Raw genomic sequence first — 14405 nt, forward strand, 5'->3', positions numbered from 1 at the left:
CGCCGCCTTCGTCCGCCTCGCCATGATCCGCGTCATGCTCCGACGGCTGGCAAGACCAACCCACTCCGCGTGAATCCGATCTTCTTGGATCGGCTCTCAGCCGATCCCGTGGCGCTGAAGCACTTTTCGGACGGCGGCGACGAGGTCGGCCTCGGGCACCAGCGCCTGCGCCTCCTCCTGTCGCGCGAGATAGTCCTCGCGGTCCTTGTCGAGCTTTGCCAGCTCCGCGCCGAGCAGAAGGTCCTTGACGATCACGTGCGGCGTGCCGCTCGCGTGGTCCTTCTCGTTCGAGCCCTGGATCACCACGCACGGGCTCCTTCGGCGGTCCGCATATTTGAGCTGGTTGCCCATGTTCTTCGGATTGCCGAGATAGAGCTCTGCTCGGATGCCGGCCTTGCGAAGCGTTGCGGCCATCGCCTGGTAGTCGGCGAGACGAGCCTTGTCGAACACCGTGACGACCACCGGTCCGGGCGCCGGCGTGGTATCGATCTCGCCGATCAGCGCGAGTGCGGCCTGCAGCCGCGACACGCCGATGGAGAAGCCGGTCGCCGGCACCGGCTCGCCGCGAAAGCGCGAGACGAGCCCGTCGTAGCGCCCGCCGCCGCCGACCGAGCCGAACCGCACCGGCCGCCCTTTTTCGTCTTTTGTGTCGAGCAGAAGCTCCACCTCGAACACCGGGCCGGTGTAGTATTCGAGACCGCGGACGACCGTTGGATCTACTCGAATACGATCTTGATCATATCCACTCGACACGCAAAGTGCCGCAATCTGTGCGAGTTCCTCGAGACCGGTTTGATAGGCTTTCGAGTCTGGGAAGTACTGACGCCTGTTGGAAATATAGCCGAGGATGTCGGCTTCCGGCCCACGTAGGATAGCCTCACCGCCAGACACTGAAAAACTCGCCGATTCAGCTTTCAACGAACTGGTTGGTGAGGTTGCAGCGCTCGAGGCTGCCGTTGGGGCAATGGAATTTATGACGGCATCGATGTCGTCGGCGCCCAGTCCCGCGCCCTTGGTGAAATCGCCGCTCTCGTCCTTGCGGCCTTCACCCAAGAGCAGGCGGACGCCCTCGATGCAGAGCCGGTCGAGCTTGTCGATCGCCCGCAGCACCGTGAGCCGCCGGCCGGCGTTCTCCGCCCCGCCGAGCCCGATCGCCTCCAGCACCCCGTCCAAAACTTTTCGGTTGTTGACCTTCACCACATAGGAGCCGCGCGGAATTCCGAGCGCTTCCATGGTGTCGGCGGCCATCATGCAGATTTCCGCATCGGCCGCCGGCGAGGCGGAGCCCACCGTGTCGGCATCGAACTGCATGAACTGGCGGAACCGGCCCGGTCCCGGCTTCTCGTTGCGAAACACGAAGCCGAACCGGTACGACCGGTAGGGCAGGGCGATATTTTGAAAATTCTCCGCGACGTGGCGGGCGAGCGGCGCGGTGAGATCGTAGCGCAGGCTCAACCACTGCTCGTCGTCGTCCTGGAACGAGAAGACGCCCTCGTTCGGCCGGTCCTGGTCGGGCAAAAATTTGCCGAGCGCGTCGGTGTACTCGATCGCCGGGGTCTCCACCGGCTCGAAGCCGTACAGCTCGTAGACCGCCCGGATCTTGTCGATCATCGCTTGCGTCGCGGCGATCTCGCCGGGGCCGCGGTCGACGAGGCCGCGCGGCAGGCGGGCCTTCAGCTTGCTCTTCTTGTCGGTGGCCATCTCGATTGCTCTTTTTGAACCTGGACCGCGCGAGCGGCACCGGCACGTTCGTCGCCGAAACCGTCATACGCGGGCTCGACCCGCGTATCCATCTTCGGAAAAGAGGGACTTTTCGGAGGGATGGGCGGCGGGGTCAAGCCCGGCCGTGACGGCGAGGGATGGCCGGGGCGGGACGGCGCGGGACGGGCCGACGGCGCCGCTCGCCCCGAAACGCCCGCGGCGAGCGGCCGTCGATAACCCACCCCGTCCGGCCCGGCAAGGCGTTCCGCTGGCGGGCGTTTGGGGCTAGGGTCCGGCCGCATTGCAGGAGCTGCGCGCCATGTCGATTGCCGAGAAAGGTCTGGCCGGAGTGCCGAACGACCTGAATTCCTACTGGATGCCGTTCACCGCCAACCGCGCCTTCAAGCGGGCGCCGCGGCTGGTGGTCGGCGCCAAGGACATGCATCTCCACACGGCTGACGGGCGACGCATCATCGACACCATGTCGGGGATGTGGTGCTGCAATGCCGGCCACGGCCGCGCGCCGATCGTCGCCGCGATCCAGCAGCAGGCGGCAACGCTCGACTACGTCACCGCCTTCCAGTTCTCGCATCCGCAATCGTTCGAGCTGTCGTCGCGCATCGCGGCGCTGGCGCCCGGCGATCTCGACCACGTCTTCTTCTGCAATTCGGGCTCGGAGGCGGTCGACACCGCGCTGAAGATCGCGCTCGCTTTTCAGGCGATCCGCGGGGAGGGCGCCCGCACCCGGCTGATCGGCCGCGAGCGCGGCTATCACGGCTGCGGCTTCGGCGGCATTTCGGTCGGCGGCATCGTGTCGAACCGAAAGCTGTTCGGAACGCTTTTGGCCGGCGTCGACCATCTGCCGACCACCTACGACCGTGAGCACCAAAACTTCACCAAGGGCGAGCCGGAGTGGGGCGCCCACCTCGCCGATGCGCTCGAGAAAATCGTCGCGCTGCACGACGCCTCGACCATCGCGGCGGTGATCGTCGAGCCGATGGCGGGCTCCACCGGCGTGCTGCCGGCGCCCAAGGGATACCTGCAGAAGCTCCGGGCGATCTGCGACGAGCACGGCATCCTGTTGATCTTCGACGAGGTGATCACCGGGTTCGGCCGGCTCGGGCCGTGCTTCGCGGCGGAGCGTTACGGCGTGGTGCCGGACATCCTCACCTTTGCCAAGGGCATCACCTCCGGCACCGTGCCGATGGGCGGCGTGCTGGTGCGCAAGGGCATCTACGACACCTTCATGCGCGGGCCGGAGCATGCGGTGGAGCTCTTCCACGGCTACACCTATTCGGGCCATCCGCTCGCCTGCGCGGCGGCGCTCGCGACGCTGGACGTCTATCGCGACGAGAAGCTGTTCGAGCGCTCGGCGGCGCTCGAGCGAACATTTGCCGATGCGGTGATGAGCCTGAAGGGCAAGCCCAACGTGCTCGACATCCGCACCGTCGGGCTCGCCGCCGGCATCGACCTCGCGCCGCATGCCGACGGGCCGGGCGTGCGCGGCGCGGCGATCACCGAGCAGGCGTTCTGGGACCACGACGCGCTGATCCGGGTGTCGGGCGACACCATCGCGCTCGCCCCGTCGCTGATCGTGAGCGAGGACCAGATCGGCGAGATCGTGGACAAGGTCGGGCGGGTGATCGAGGCTGTGGCATGAGGGTTTCCGTGGTACCCGGCACGGCGCCGGCGCTCCCTCTCCCCGTTCGCGGGGAGAGGGTCGGGGTGAGGGGCGGGCCGACCGCGATGGAGTGCCGATCCCCCTCACCCGGAGCCCTCGCTGCCGCTCGGACTCCGACCTCTCCCCGCAGGCGGGGAGAGGTGAAGATCGCGGTGGGGAGCCCGGCATGACCAAACCGTCCCGCCTGTCGGCGCTGGTGGAGTTTGCGCGCAAGGAGCCGTTCGACGTGCTCGCCGTGGTGCTGTTGGTGCATCTCGGCGTGTGGACGCTGATGCCGGCGCTGCTCAACGCCAATCTCCAGCTCGACCTCGCGGAAGACCTCGCGCTCGGCAAGGAGTGGCAGCTCGTCTACTGGAAGCACCCCCCGCTGCCGTGGTGGATCGCCGACGCCGCCTATCGCCTCACCGGCGACGTGCAGGTGGTCTATCTGCTCGGGCCGCTGGCGGCGGTGGTGGCGATGTGGGCGGTGTGGCGGCTCGGCCGCGAGATCGTCGGGCCGTTCGGCGCGCTGGTCGCGGTGCTGACGCTCGAGGGGCTGCACTTCTTCAACTTCTCGGTCGTCAAGTTCGCGCACGACCAGTGCCAGCTTCCGTTCTGGGCGCTCACCGCCCTCTTTTTCTGGCGCGCGCTGAAGCGGGAGCGGCTCCTCGACTGGGCGCTCGCCGGCGTCACGCTCGCGCTGTGCTTCTGGTCGAAATACGCCGCCTTCGCGCTCGCCGCGACGCTCGGGCTCTTTCTGCTGGTCGACCGCGATGCGCGAAAAGCGTGGCGGACGCCGGGGCCGTATCTGATGGCGCTCGCCTTCGTCGTGGTGATCGCGCCGAACGTCTGGGCGCTCGTGCAGTTCGACTTCATGCCGTTCCGCTATGTCGACGAGCGCGCGAAGGAGGCGGCGCACTGGTGGCAGGTGGCGCTCTATCCGCTGCAATGGACCGGCGGGCAGCTGTTCTTCCTGGTGCCGACGCTGCTGCTTCTGTGGATTCTTTATCCGCTGCGCGGGTGGCTTCGGCTCTCCGAGCAGCCGGAACGCACGGACGAGCGGACTAGTCCGCGGCCGACGCCGTTCGACAGACGCTACCTGACGTGGCTGGCGATCGGCCCCTTCGTGTTCACCACGCTGGTGGCGATGCTGCTCGGGCGGCTGCCGGTGGCGATGTGGGGCTATCCCTTGTGGACCATGCTGCCGCTCGCGGTGGTGGCGTGGCGCGGCCCGGTCGCCGACGAGCGGCGGCTGAAGCGGTTCGCCGGTGCGGTGATCGCGGTGCTGGTGATCATGCCGGCCGCGTACGTGCTGGTCGAGGAGGTCGAGCCGTACTTGCGCGACCGCCCCAAGGCGACGCAGTTTCCCGGCAAAAGGCTCGCCGAGATCGTCACCCGCGATTTTATCGAGAAGACCGGGCAGCCGCTGACCTATGTCACCGGCACCGAGTTCGCCGCCAACAATGTCGCGGTCTACTCGCCGTTCCGGCCGCACGTGATCGTGCACGGCGATCCAAAACTCAGCCCGTGGATAGACATGGACGACGTGCGCCGCCGCGGCGTGCTGATCGTGTGGGAGCCGCAGGGCGACAAGCTGGTCGACGAGTGGATGAAGACGTTTCCCGGCGCCACCGTGCGGGGCCGGCTGATGCTGCCGCGCCAGGCGCACGGGAAGGTCGCCCCGGTGCATCTGCAATACGCCATCGTGCCGCCGGCCGGCGCGCCGATGATCATCATCCCGGTGCCGCCTGACGCCGCGGGTGACGCGGCGCCGCCCGCAAAGCCGTGACGCTTCGGCCTTCGGCCGGGGATCACCCCGGCCGCGGGCGAACGTGAAAAAGGCTCACAACCAGCGGCGCGCCTCGCGCTCGTTCGGCAGGCGGCCGTGCGGCGTCGCCCGGTCGACTGCGCCGGGCAGCCGGCGGGAGAGATCGGCCAACAGCTCGTCGCGCGACATGCCGGTGCGGGCGGCGAGTTCGTCGATCCGCTGCGGGCCGAGCACGTCGGCGAGTTCCCGTTCGGAGATACCGCGGTTCTCGCCGCGCCCGACCCAGGAGTCGGCGACGTCGCCGCGGCCCTTTTGGTGGAACTGGTCGACGAGGTCCTTCAGCCCGCCGGACAGCGCGCCGCCCGCGCCACCGCCGAACAGCCCGCCCAAGATGCCGCCGAGACCACCGCCGAGGCCGCCGCCGGAACGCTCGCGCGGGTCGCGCTCGTACCCGCCGCGCTCGCCGCCCCACCGGTCACCGTGGCCGGGATCGGGCCGGCGCTCGTCGTCACGGCCGCTGCCGGAGAAATGCTTGTAGCCCTTGTAGGCGAGCAAGCCGATGATCGCCATGGTGATGGGCGACATGCCGCCCTTGTCGGCCGACGGATCGCGCCGACCGCGCGGCCCGTTCATCATGCCGGTGAAGACGTCCATCAGTCCCATCGCTCGCCTCCTGCGTCGCTTCACCATCAGATCGCGGTGGCAGAAGGCGGGCGCAAGCGGTGGCGGCAACGTCGAAATGCCGCGGGAACTTTTTGCGCCCGGCGGTTTCCGCGCGACGGGTGCCCGCATGGGACGAAAAGGAAAGACGGGCGAGCCCGTCAGCCGGCGAGGAACATCACGCCGATCTGGCGGTCGTCGCGCCGGACGATCCGGCAGCGCCGCTGGAACATCAGCAAGAACTCGCCGGGGATCGCCACCGTATCGGCGACCGTGAGCTTGGCGCCGCCGGCCGAGATGTCGCAGATCATGCAGTTCTGCGGGTCGGTGCCGTCGCAATAGTCGAGGAAGGCGGGGTAGTGGACCTCGAAGCGCGGGCTGCGGCGCAGCTCGCGCAGCCGGTTCTGTTGCTGCCGGAACAACATCGAAAGACCTCGTCGGGACGGGCGCCGCTGCCTGCGGCACCACGGTGCCTCCACTGTCGGGCCTCCGTCTCGAGCCGGCGCAAAGCCGGCCACGAGGATTGTTCGAATTGATTTGCGGAGAATGCGAGGAAACGGGAGGCGTTTTGCGCCTCCCGTCGAAGCCCCGATCACAGTGACGGGCGGGAGACTCCGGCCTCGTCTTTCGAGACGCACGCCTGCGGAGTGCTCCTCTGGACGAGGTCGAACTCCGTCGCCGTCGGGTTCACAGCGTCAGCTGCTGCACCAGATCGCGCGCCGCCTGGCGCGTCTTCGCGGCTTCCGCCTCGAGCGCATCGTCCGTCCGGTCGATCGTGGCGAGGCGGTCCTCCTGCGCCTTCAGCGTGTCGAGATAGCGCCGGCCGAGATCGGTGCCGGCCCCGACCGCGGTGAGGTTCTGGCGCAGGCGCGCCTGATCGTCGGCGATCTTGCGGCGCTCGGCGGCCAGCTCGCTGCGCTTCGCCTCGGTGCGGGTGATCTCGCCGACCAGCGTGCCGAGCTTCTGCACCGCCGCCCTCAGCGCCGGGCTCTCGTTGTCGAGCCCGCGCATCTGCGCAAAAATCTGCTCGGGGGCGAGGTCGGTCAGGCGCACGATCTCGAGGTCGGTGCGCTCGAGCACCAGCGAGGCCTTGGTGGTCTCGCCCTTCGGCGCGGTGACCGCGAGCCGCACGCGGGTCGGCGTCTCCTCGATGCGCTTCTCCTGTGCGCCTTTCTCGGCGACCGGCGTCCAGCCGTCGATGCGCGGCTCCTCGATCACGATCGCCCGGTCCTCGCCGGCCGGCGGGGTGATCTCGTAAACCATCGTGCGGCGCGAGCGGGCGGTGACGGTCAGCACGCCGTCGACGATTTTTCCCAGTGACGTGCGCTTCACGCCGAGGTCCTCGCGGCGGATGTCGGTCCGCGTGTCGAGCGCGAAGGTGACGGATTTTTCGGCCCCGCGCGGCACCAGCGGCAGGCGGGCGTCGCCGACGAAATCCAGTGCACCGGCCGAGCCCCCATTTGCCGAGCCCCCCTCGTAGGCGGTGACGATGCCGGCCGGCAGGCCGCTGTCGCCGTCGTTGACGACGCGCACCGCGGCGAGCGGATGGCGGGCGGCGACGTCGGGCTGAAAGATCCAGGTGCGGGTCGCCTTCACCGCGCGGTCGACGAACGGCACCATCATCGTGTGGCCGGTGGCGAGCGAGATCTTTTCCGGGAAGCGATAGAGAAGCTGCGTCGCGGCCTCCTCGGCGGCAGCTCCGCCGGCCGCCGCCAAGACGTCGGGCATTTGCGGCGGGGCGGCGAGCGCCGGCGCGTAGGGCGCGGCCTCGAGCGATTGCGGCATCGCCCGCATGGTGTCGGCGCGGCGGTTCGGCAGCCGGCCACTCGCCGCCTTGCGCCGGACGCCGCCCGCCGCGGCGTCGTCGCTGCGCGGAACGATCTTCGTGCCGGTCGCGACCGGCACCTCGGTGCGTTCGGCCATCACCGGCGTGTAGAGCGGCTGCTTCAGCGCCACCGGATTGCCCGACACCAGCGTCAGCTCGATGTTTTTCCAGTCGCCGCCGGTGAGGTTCTCCACCACCGCCCAGCCCTGCAGGCGCGCCGTGCCGCCGTCCTTCGGCAGCACGAGCCGATACGACGTCTTCCACACCGGCGCGGCGACCACGTAGCCGAGTGCGACCGGCCGGCGGCCCTGCCCGAGAAAGCCGACCGAGAGCGTGCGCCGCTCCTTGGCGCGGTTCTCGGCGACGCCGCCGAGCGCCCTGGCGATCTGCGCGCGGGTTTCGGGGTCGGTGAAGCGCAGCGTGGTGACGTCCTCCAGCACCGCCTGGACGAGGCCCTGCTCGGTCATCAGCGAGACGCGGTGGCGAGTGGTGGTGCCGCCGCCGTCCGGCAGCGTCACCGTCTCCGGCACCACGCGAAACACCCGGCCCTTGGCTGCGACCGGCCCGGCGATCTCGATCTCCGCGCCGACCAGCGCGTCGAGCAGCGCGGTCGGCGACTTCAGCGCGTCGGGGCCGAACGGAAGGTCGCGGAACAGCTCGGCGAGCGGCGTCTTTCCCGGCAGCCCGACCGGGCCGACCGCGCCTTCGCGGTCGAGCACCGTCAAGCTCTTCAGCACGTCGTCGACTTGGTCGAGCCGCACCGACAATTCGACATTGGTGCCACCCTCGACCGTGCCGGCATGGACGAACTGGGCGAGCCCGGCCGAGGACAGCACCACCCGCACCAGCGGAAGCTCGGCCGCTTTTGCTCGCGGGATGCCGCCGGCGAGGCCGAGCACCAGGGCGCTTGCGAGCACCGCCGGCAGCCGCACGGAAGAGAGCGGCCGGCCGGAACGGGCGGCCGGCGTGACGGGGATCCGGCGGCAGACGCGCCGCGAGAAAGACGTGGGGGTCATGGCGATGTCCGTTCCGTGTGTTCGCAGGCGACGGCGCCGCGAGGGGCGCGCGAGGGGTCGCCGATGGAGCCGTTCGCCCGGACGACGACGCGGGGGACGCCGAAGGCGCCGGGCCTCGTCGGTTTGGTGTGCGCCGCACATCCGGGGGTTCATGCGGGCGGCCGATCGGCCGGCCGCTGCGGCGTCTCGCCCCGCGCGTGGCGCGCGCGGCGAGAAGGCAGGGCGCCGGGCCACGCGGGCCCGGCGAAGCGTTTTTCCTTCCCGGCGACCCCTCGGATCGCCGAAAGGGCTCACTCGGTGCCGGACGCGGCCTTCTCGGCGGCGCGGGCGATCGCCTTCATCACCAAATCCTCGGCGCCGGCGGTGTCGAGCCATTTCGCGATGGTGACCCACTTGCCCTTCTCCAGATCCTTGTAGTGCTGGAAGAAGTGGGCGATCTGGTCGCGCTGGACGGAGGGCAGGTCGGTGTAGTCGTGGATGTCGTTGTAATACGGGTGCAGCTTGTCGACCGGCACCGCGATGATCTTCTCGTCGCCGCCCGACTCGTCCTCCATCAAGAGCGCGCCGACCGGCCGGCAGCGGATCACGGAGCCCGGAAACACCGGCACCCGGTTCACCACCATCACGTCGATCGGGTCGCCGTCGAACGACAGCGTGTGCGGGATGAAGCCGTAATTGCCGGGATAGTACATCGCGGTGTGCAGGAACCGGTCGACGAACAGCGCGCCCGACTTCTTGTCGATCTCGTACTTCACCGGCTCGCCGCCGAGCGGGATCTCGATCACGACGTGGATGTCCTTCGGCGGATCCTTGCCGGGAGAAATTTCGGAGAGGTTCATCGGGGCTCCAGCAATCGGTTGTTTCGTGAAGAATGCGGGGCTCGCCCGCAAGACCGTCGCTTGCTTAACGCGACCACCGGCCGCGTCTCAACTGGTTTTCACTCGCACTTTCGGCCCATTCGCGGCCCATTCGCGCGGGTCCGACGACGCTCGGCTCGCCCAGAGGTGGCGAAAGTTCCGCAAAAGAGCACGAACGCCCTGTCCGGCCGCGCGTAAAGAGCAAGCCGTTTCATTGACAGGCGAGGCCCCGCCACCGACATCGTAAGCACCCCGGGCAGGCGCCGCACAGGCCGCCCGACACGCGCCTTCGAGGCCCCGACCGGAGGACATCGTCCGTGAGCATCGCCGCATCCGCCGGTATCGTCACGCTGCCGTCGACCCGCCAGTACGACCGGATCTGGAACCGGTTGAGCGAGGAGGCGCAACGTCTGCTCGACGCCTCGCCCGAGTTCGGCGCGCTGGTGGTCGCCACCGTGCTCAATGCCGACGGCTTCGAGGACGCGGTGGCGCGCCGCATTTCTGCGCGGCTCGCCGGGCCCGATCTCGCCGCGCCACTGATCCACGACGCCTTCCGCCGCGCGTACGCCGCCGATCCCGCGATCGGCCGGGCGATGCGCGCCGACGCTCTGGCGGTGCTCGATCGCGACCCCGCGACCGAGCGGCTGCTCGAGCCGGTGCTGTACTACAAGGGCTTCCACGCCATCCAGACCCAGCGCCTCGCCCATTGGGCGTGGGGGCAGGGGCGGCGCGACCTCGCGCTGTTTCTGCAGAGCCGCTCGTCGGAGGTGTTTCAAACCGACATCCACCCGGCGGTGCCGATCGGCGCCGGTGTGTTTCTCGATCACGCGACCGGCCTGGTGGTCGGCGAGACCGCGGTGATCGAGGACGACGTGTCGATCCTTCAGGCGGTGACGCTCGGCGGCACCGGCAAGGAGGGCGCCGACCGCCATCCGAAAATTCGCCGCGGCGTGCTGATCGGGGCGGGCGCAAAAATTCTCGGCAATATCGAGGTCGGGAGTTGCGCGCGGGTCGCCGCCGGCTCGGTGGTGCTCAAGCCGGTGCCGCCCGACACCACCGTCGCCGGGGTGCCGGCGCGCGAGGTCGGCAAGGTGACCGGCCGCGAGCCCGCCCGCACGATGGACCAGATTCTCGGCGAGGACGCCTACGCCTCGTTCGTCTACGTGATCTGATACCGGCGCTCGCAGCAACGGCACGCGGGCGCGCCGTGCCCGACACCGAAGCCGACAACGAAGAGGCGGCGCCGGGCCGTGGCCCGCGCCGCCTCTTTCGGTATCCGAATGGACGAGGGGCGAGCCCCCGAAAACAAATCCTCAGGCCACCGGGGTGGCGCCGAATCCCGCCGCCTCGATCGCCTCGACCAGCGCCGCCGGCTGGGCGGAGGTGTTCGCCTCGACCCGGCCGCTGCCGAGGTCGACCTTCACCTGGGCGTCGGGGTCCTGCGCCTTGATGATGCGCTCGACCGATCGCACGCAGCCGTCGCAGGTCATTCCGGTGACGTTCAAGGTGACCATGATGGTGCCTTTCTGATCCGGCGCCCGCACCGTGCGGACGCCGCAGCGTTGTCCTTCGGATCATAGCTGGCCCCGATCGCCGCCGACTGCAAGCACGTGGCGTGATACCGCCCGTGGTGTCGGGGTCTGGCAGCACTGCCCTGTGGAGAACGCAGGGGGAATCCCAGTGGGGCGCGATTGGCTTGCACCCCCGGGCGGGGTCACCGACATTGTTGCCGGAACGGCGAATCACCCGTCTCGATTTTCGCGAACCCCGCCGTCCCGGAGTTTTTCCATGGCGCGCCTCGGTGCGGTGTTCGTCGCTCTGTGCATGGTGCTGATTGCGGGATCGCTCGGAGCGCTGCTGTACTTCTATCTGGGCACCAGCGGGGCCGAGTCCGCGATCGTCGCGCTCGCCGCCTTCACCGGCATGGCGATCTACAACGCGACCGCCACCAGGCTCGGCGATCGCGACGACGCCCGCACCCGGATCGACGATCTGTCGCGCGGCACCGCCGATCTGGCCCGCCAGGTGATCGAGCTCGGCCGCCGGGTGCAGGGGATGGAGAGCCGGTTCGACGGCGTGCTCGACCGCGCCGGCGAGGCGACCCGGCCGCTGTCCGACGAGATCGGCGAGCTCGGCACGCTGGTGACCCATCTCGCCGAGACGGTCGCCGCGCACGACGCGGCGCTGCGCAATGCCGGCACCGTCGCCGGCTTCTCGAGCGGTGCCGCCTCGGGCGAGGAGGCGCCGGGCGAGCTCGCCCCGGACGAGGCCGCCCCGGACGAGTCCGCGCCGGGCGAGCCTGCGCCGTCGCCGCCCGTGCCGCACGCGGTCTCCGCGCCGCAGCTGGTGGCGACCGTCACGGCCGCCGCGGCGGCGCCGGTGTTCTCGCCGCTGCGCGCGGTCGAGCCCGCCGCCGTGCCGGTGTGGGCCGAGCCGGTCGATCGGCTGCGCCCGGACGAGGTGCCGAGCGGCATCTTCGCCGGCCTGACCGAGGAGGAGGCGACCGAGATGGTGCGCGAGGCGATCGAGGCCGACCGCATCGACCTCCATCTCCAGCCGATCGTACGGCTGCCGCAGCGCAAGGTGCGGTTCTACGAGGCGGTGGCGCGGCTGCGCAGCCGCGCCGGCGACACCATCATGCCGGCCGATTTCCTTCCGCTCGCCGAGGCGGCCGGCCTGCTCGCCCGGCTCGACCAGGCGGTGATGGTGCGCGGCGTCCAGGTGGTCCGCCGGCTGATCGGCAAGAGCCGCGAGATCGGCCTGTTCTGCAACGTCTCCACCGCGACGCTGCTCGATCCGGTGGTGTTTCCGCAGTTCGTCGAGTTCGCCGAGGCGAACCGTGCGCTCGCCCCGTCCTTCGTGTTCGAGCTGCGCCAGTCGACCTATCGCACGCTCGGGCCGATCGAGAACGAGAGCCTCGCGGCGCTCGCCGACCGCGGCTTCCGCTTCTCGCTCGACCATGTGGGCGACCTCCTGTTCGAGCCGCGCGATCTCGCCAGCCGCGGCTTCCGCTTCGTCAAGGTGCCGGCGGCGCTGCTGCTCGACCGTGGCGCCTCGGCGGCCGCCGACATCCACCCGGCCGACCTCGCCGGGCTGTTCGGCCGGTTCGGCATCGAGCTGATCGCCGAGCGGATCGAGGCCGAGTCGACCGTGGTCGACCTGCTCGACTACGAGGTGAAGTACGGCCAGGGGTTCCTGTTCTCGCCGCCCCGCCCGGTGCGGCCCGAGGTGTTGCAGGGCTTCGAGCGTTCCGGCTTCGAGCGTGCCGGCTTCGAGCGTTCCGGCTTCGAGCGTTCCGGCTTCGAGCGCGGTGTCGATTTCTCCTCGGGCGCCGAGCCGCGCGGTGTTCCGTCGGCGCTGGCGGCGATGGCGCTGGCCGCCGGCCGCAGGGCGGTGGCGGCCTCCGAACCGGCCGGCGTGGCACCGCCCGAGGCGGCGGTGCCGATCGCCCGCCCGGCCGCCGTCCTGGGCGTCACCCCGCCGGGCATGTCGCGGCCGAACTCCGGCCCAGTCCCGGTCTCAGGGCCAGGTCCGGGTCCGGGCCCGCTCCCCGGCTTGCGCCCCGGCGCGCCGGCCGAGGCGCGGACGGCGGCCCCGCCGGTCCGGCCGCCCGAGCCCCGTCTTGCCGAACGTCGCGGTCCGGATGGTCGCGCCCCCGAGGTGCGGCCCGGCGAGCGGCCGCAAGGCGAGCCGCGCCGCCGGCCGTCGCTCCACGCCGGCACCGTGCTCGCCCAGATCGCCCGCGGCATGCTCGCCCGCAAATGATCGCCCGCAAGTGATCGCCCGCAAGTGAGGTCCGCCGCCGCCGCGCGGACGGACCGGACGGCAGGGGGTGACGCGGCGAGCCGGGTCGGATACAGCCAGGGGCCGCGTTCGACCCGAGACCCCGATGACCCTTTCTCCGCTTCCGACCATCACCCTGACCGATCACTTCGCGACGCTCGCGGACCGCTACGACGTCGTCTTCTGCGACGTGTGGGGCGTGGTCCACAACGGCGTCACCCCGTTCGCTGCCGCCTGCGACGCGCTCGCCCGCTTCCGCGCGAACGGGGGCACGGTGGTGCTGCTCACCAATGCGCCGCGCAAGAACGAGGTGGTGATCGGCTTCCTCGACCGGCTCGGCGTGCCGCGCGACGCCTGGGATGCCGTCGTCACCTCGGGCGACGTCGCCCGCGCCGAGATCGCCGCCCGCCGGCAGGAATCGGTGTTTCACATCGGCCCGCCGCAGGACGATTCGGTGTTTCGTGAGTTCGACGTGCGCTTCGCCTCGCTCGAGGAGGCGGACTACGCGGTGTGCTCGGGCCTGTTCGACGACACCAGCGAGACGCCCGAGGATTACCGCGAGCTGCTGACGCGCATGAAGGCGCGCGACCTGTTCATGGTGTGCGCCAACCCCGACCGGGTGGTCGAGCGCGGCGACGTGCTGGTCTATTGCGCCGGCGCGATCGCCGATCTCTATGCCGAGCTCGGCGGCGGCGTGCTCTTTTCCGGCAAGCCGCACCGGCCGATCTATCGGCGCGCGCTCGCCGCTGCGGAAAAGCTCCGCGGCGCATCGGTGGCGCGTGAAAAAGTGCTGGCGATCGGCGACTCGGTGCGCACCGATCTGACCGGGGCCGACGGCTTCGGGATCGACTGCCTGTTCGTCACCGCCGGCATTCACGCGGGCGACGTCGGCGGCCGCGAGACGGTCGATGCCGAGGCGCTCGCGGCGATGTTCTCCACCGCCGGCATGCTTCCCGCGGCGGTGACCCGCAAGCTCGCCTGGTAGGGTAGCCTCGTGGAAAAAAAACCGGAGGCCGCGGACGGCCTCCGGACGGTCGCGAAAAGACGAATCATACGGTTTCCGAACAATCGGTTCGGAACATCGATCACGGCACGGCCTCCACCTCTCCCCGGCGGGGAGAGGTCGGACCGCGAA

11 protein-coding genes are annotated in these 14405 nt (G+C 70.0%); 5 read left to right on the plus strand and 6 right to left on the minus strand.

The features are described from left to right. Positions 1 to 96 precede the first annotated feature (96 nt). On the minus strand, positions 97 to 1701 hold the full coding sequence (hisS, locus tag A33M_RS16000) for a histidine--tRNA ligase (protein WP_008389121.1): 1605 nt from the start codon (positions 1699 to 1701) through the stop codon (positions 97 to 99). Positions 1702 to 2020: 319 nt separating this feature from the next. Between hisS and A33M_RS16005 the strand changes: the two genes are divergently transcribed. Beyond that, positions 2021 to 3361 (plus strand): aspartate aminotransferase family protein, encoded by a 1341-nt coding sequence (locus tag A33M_RS16005; protein ID WP_008389125.1) that lies wholly within the window; start codon positions 2021 to 2023, stop codon positions 3359 to 3361. A 187-nt stretch (positions 3362 to 3548) separates the two neighbouring features. Further along, the gene (locus A33M_RS16010; protein ID WP_008389127.1) at positions 3549 to 5150 is read left to right on the plus strand and encodes a glycosyltransferase family 39 protein; all 1602 of its coding nucleotides are present in this window, start codon (positions 3549 to 3551) and stop codon (positions 5148 to 5150) included. A 54-nt stretch (positions 5151 to 5204) separates the two neighbouring features. On the opposite strand, the gene A33M_RS16015 is transcribed toward A33M_RS16010, so the two are convergent. The 4 genes from A33M_RS16015 to ppa form a co-directional block, all read right to left on the minus strand. Continuing rightward, positions 5205 to 5792: a YidB family protein gene (locus tag A33M_RS16015; RefSeq protein WP_008389129.1), complete on the minus strand. Its 588-nt coding sequence runs from the start codon at positions 5790 to 5792 to the stop codon at positions 5205 to 5207. Positions 5793 to 5950: 158 nt separating this feature from the next. Next, positions 5951 to 6214 (minus strand): PilZ domain-containing protein, encoded by a 264-nt coding sequence (locus A33M_RS16020; protein WP_008389130.1) that lies wholly within the window; start codon positions 6212 to 6214, stop codon positions 5951 to 5953. Between the two features lie 262 nt (positions 6215 to 6476). Further along, positions 6477 to 8630 carry a DUF4139 domain-containing protein gene (locus A33M_RS16025; RefSeq protein WP_157223512.1) on the minus strand — a complete coding sequence of 718 codons (2154 nt, stop codon included), beginning with the start codon at positions 8628 to 8630 and terminating at the stop codon, positions 6477 to 6479. A 290-nt stretch (positions 8631 to 8920) separates the two neighbouring features. After that, complete coding sequence (gene ppa, locus A33M_RS16030) at positions 8921 to 9469, minus strand: inorganic diphosphatase (RefSeq protein WP_008389134.1); 549 nt, start codon at positions 9467 to 9469, stop codon at positions 8921 to 8923. Between the two features lie 335 nt (positions 9470 to 9804). Here ppa and cysE point away from each other — a divergent pair, with 335 nt between their 5' ends. Continuing rightward, positions 9805 to 10659 carry a serine O-acetyltransferase gene (gene cysE / locus A33M_RS16035; RefSeq protein ID WP_008389136.1) on the plus strand — a complete coding sequence of 285 codons (855 nt, stop codon included), beginning with the start codon at positions 9805 to 9807 and terminating at the stop codon, positions 10657 to 10659. Positions 10660 to 10800: 141 nt separating this feature from the next. Here cysE and A33M_RS16040 read toward each other — a convergent pair whose 3' ends face one another. After that, the gene (locus tag A33M_RS16040; protein WP_008389139.1) at positions 10801 to 11001 is read right to left on the minus strand and encodes a heavy-metal-associated domain-containing protein; all 201 of its coding nucleotides are present in this window, start codon (positions 10999 to 11001) and stop codon (positions 10801 to 10803) included. 274 nt (positions 11002 to 11275) lie between these two features. Here A33M_RS16040 and A33M_RS16045 point away from each other — a divergent pair, with 274 nt between their 5' ends. After that, positions 11276 to 13252 carry an EAL domain-containing protein gene (locus tag A33M_RS16045; protein ID WP_008389142.1) on the plus strand — a complete coding sequence of 659 codons (1977 nt, stop codon included), beginning with the start codon at positions 11276 to 11278 and terminating at the stop codon, positions 13250 to 13252. Positions 13253 to 13376: 124 nt separating this feature from the next. Further along, positions 13377 to 14255: a TIGR01459 family HAD-type hydrolase gene (locus tag A33M_RS16050; RefSeq protein WP_008389144.1), complete on the plus strand. Its 879-nt coding sequence runs from the start codon at positions 13377 to 13379 to the stop codon at positions 14253 to 14255. The last annotated feature ends 150 nt before the right edge of the window (positions 14256 to 14405 follow it).

The organism is Rhodovulum sp. PH10, assembly GCF_000293785.1.
GTDB lineage: Bacteria > Pseudomonadota > Alphaproteobacteria > Rhizobiales > Xanthobacteraceae > Rhodoplanes.

Excerpts from the sequence above, each read along its gene's own strand:
- A33M_RS16010 (WP_008389127.1), top strand. The coding sequence starts at position 3,549 with ATGACCAAACCGTCCCGCCTGTCGGCGCTGGTGGAGTTTGCGCGCAAG.
- A33M_RS16045 (WP_008389142.1), top strand. The coding sequence starts at position 11,276 with ATGGCGCGCCTCGGTGCGGTGTTCGTCGCTCTGTGCATGGTGCTGATT.
- ppa (WP_008389134.1), bottom strand. The coding sequence starts at position 9,469 with ATGAACCTCTCCGAAATTTCTCCCGGCAAGGATCCGCCGAAGGACATC.
- A33M_RS16040 (WP_008389139.1), bottom strand. The coding sequence starts at position 11,001 with ATGGTCACCTTGAACGTCACCGGAATGACCTGCGACGGCTGCGTGCGA.
- hisS (WP_008389121.1), bottom strand. The coding sequence starts at position 1,701 with ATGGCCACCGACAAGAAGAGCAAGCTGAAGGCCCGCCTGCCGCGCGGC.
- A33M_RS16050 (WP_008389144.1), top strand. The coding sequence starts at position 13,377 with ATGACCCTTTCTCCGCTTCCGACCATCACCCTGACCGATCACTTCGCG.
- A33M_RS16005 (WP_008389125.1), top strand. The coding sequence starts at position 2,021 with ATGTCGATTGCCGAGAAAGGTCTGGCCGGAGTGCCGAACGACCTGAAT.
- A33M_RS16020 (WP_008389130.1), bottom strand. The coding sequence starts at position 6,214 with ATGTTGTTCCGGCAGCAACAGAACCGGCTGCGCGAGCTGCGCCGCAGC.
- A33M_RS16025 (WP_157223512.1), bottom strand. The coding sequence starts at position 8,630 with ATGACCCCCACGTCTTTCTCGCGGCGCGTCTGCCGCCGGATCCCCGTC.
- A33M_RS16015 (WP_008389129.1), bottom strand. The coding sequence starts at position 5,792 with ATGGGACTGATGGACGTCTTCACCGGCATGATGAACGGGCCGCGCGGT.